Annotated in this window: 2 pseudogenes; both read left to right on the top strand. The window is 53.3% G+C overall.

Going from position 1 to position 1,627, the window contains the following annotated elements:
* Nucleotides 1-71: pseudogene (locus tag BT119_RS27960) on the top strand (PAAR domain-containing protein); the annotation flags it as partial.
* A gap of 27 nt (nt 72-98) precedes the next feature.
* A pseudogene (locus BT119_RS26165) lies at nt 99-1,627 on the top strand (DUF2875 family protein); the annotation flags it as partial.

The following is a 1,627-nucleotide window of genomic DNA, read 5'->3' as shown; positions in this document are numbered from 1 at the left end:
TGCACGGCCACCGACTGGCGTGCGGCTGTCAGGGTGTGGCCAGCCACGCCATGAATGTGCGAGTGGTTTAGGATATTTCGTGATCAGGTCATGCAATGGAAGCACAGGAAAACCATATGGAATTGCGTGACATACATTCGATAACACGCTGGGGCATTGTAGGGATTTTAAGTGCGGTTCTGCTTAGCTACAGCGGGCATTGGTGGGGCAACGCGGTCGCTCATGAAAAAGCTGAACTGGCCGCTTATAAATCCGAAGTGATCACTCAGAATGCAGAACAGGAGGCTGCTCGACAGCGAACCTATTCACTGGAGATAAGAGGTGGCGGAATTGGCATCTATGAAGATCATCAGTCTGAAATCTGGGATTTCATAAAAAAGAAAAACAATAATTTTGTCTCTATCTTTTCACGGGATCCCAAGGATTATGACCCCTCACTCGACGCTAGAGAGATCAGCGCAGATATAAAATTACAAGTCGCTTTCAAACATTCAGCGTCTGAATCCGTAGCCTATTGGCCGATTCCAGTCTTCGCGCTTGGCCCACCTAATCCATATGAAAAACCCTACAGAGCCGCAAACCTGATCAACGCCGGTCGCAATGCTGCTACTCTCGGCGTCACGCTATTCCTATGGCAGGACGATGAGAGCACGAGCAATGCTCAAGCCATGATTGAGCGACTTTTCAAGTTCTTCAACGATAATCCGCAGGTCCCACAAGCATTGATCGCAAGTCAGGACGGCGACGTCACACGAAACATTTATCGTAAACGTGGTACCCCCGGCCTGCCCAAAAATGCTCAGGTCGTACCGACCGTGTTCGAAAGCATGACAGGCCTACTTGTCACCCGTTCGGATCGTGTAGACCGGTATATTCGTCCTTATGCGATAAGCGAAAAAGAAGACAATCAAAACAAAAATACCGATCTGGGCAAACTTTGGGCTTTTTATTGGAGCCGTGATAAAGCATTTTCAGACTGGTACGAAAGCGAGGAGAACGCCAAGGGGATTGAAAGCCCCTACGCTCCAGGCACCATGTCCACCGCCTACTGGCAATCCCAACTCCCCACCCTCTGGAAAACCATAAGCAATCGCGGCCCTGGCAACTTCGAGCCCTCCCCCTGGTTGCCGATCCGCTGGGGTCAGCATCAGGTCAAGGAGTTCGACGCTGCGCCGGTGCTTGGCTACCTGCATCGCCCGATCAAGGCGCCCATGCAGGATGAAAACGGCAAGCGTCTGAAACCGGCCTTGCAAGCCAAAGCCTTGCAAGCCGCCTGGGTTAAGGCACTAGACACACTGCCTGAGGGTCAGAAACCTGTGCGGGTGTTCTACGACAGCACCAACAACCCTGAAGCGGAAATTGCCCTCAACAATGCCCTGCACGACCTGAACAAGGACGGCCACGGTCTTGAGCTGGGCAATGTTGAAGAGGGCTACGACATCGGTCGTCGTCTGGGCAATACCGGGGTTAGTGGTGCACTGGTCGAGATCAATCTGGCGACCATCGCCAGTTACAAGGACGGTGGCGTCAGCGCCGTGGTCTACGCCGGCACCGATGGCAGCCTGACCGTACAAATGGTCCGCCCGCCCGATGAAGCCCGCAAAGCGAAGAACAGCCAGAACCGCGG

This window comes from Pseudomonas sp. NFACC10-1, from assembly GCF_900119195.1.
GTDB classification, from domain to species: Bacteria; Pseudomonadota; Gammaproteobacteria; order Pseudomonadales; family Pseudomonadaceae; genus Aquipseudomonas; species Aquipseudomonas cerasi.
This window is presented reverse-complemented; position numbering and strand designations above follow the sequence as displayed.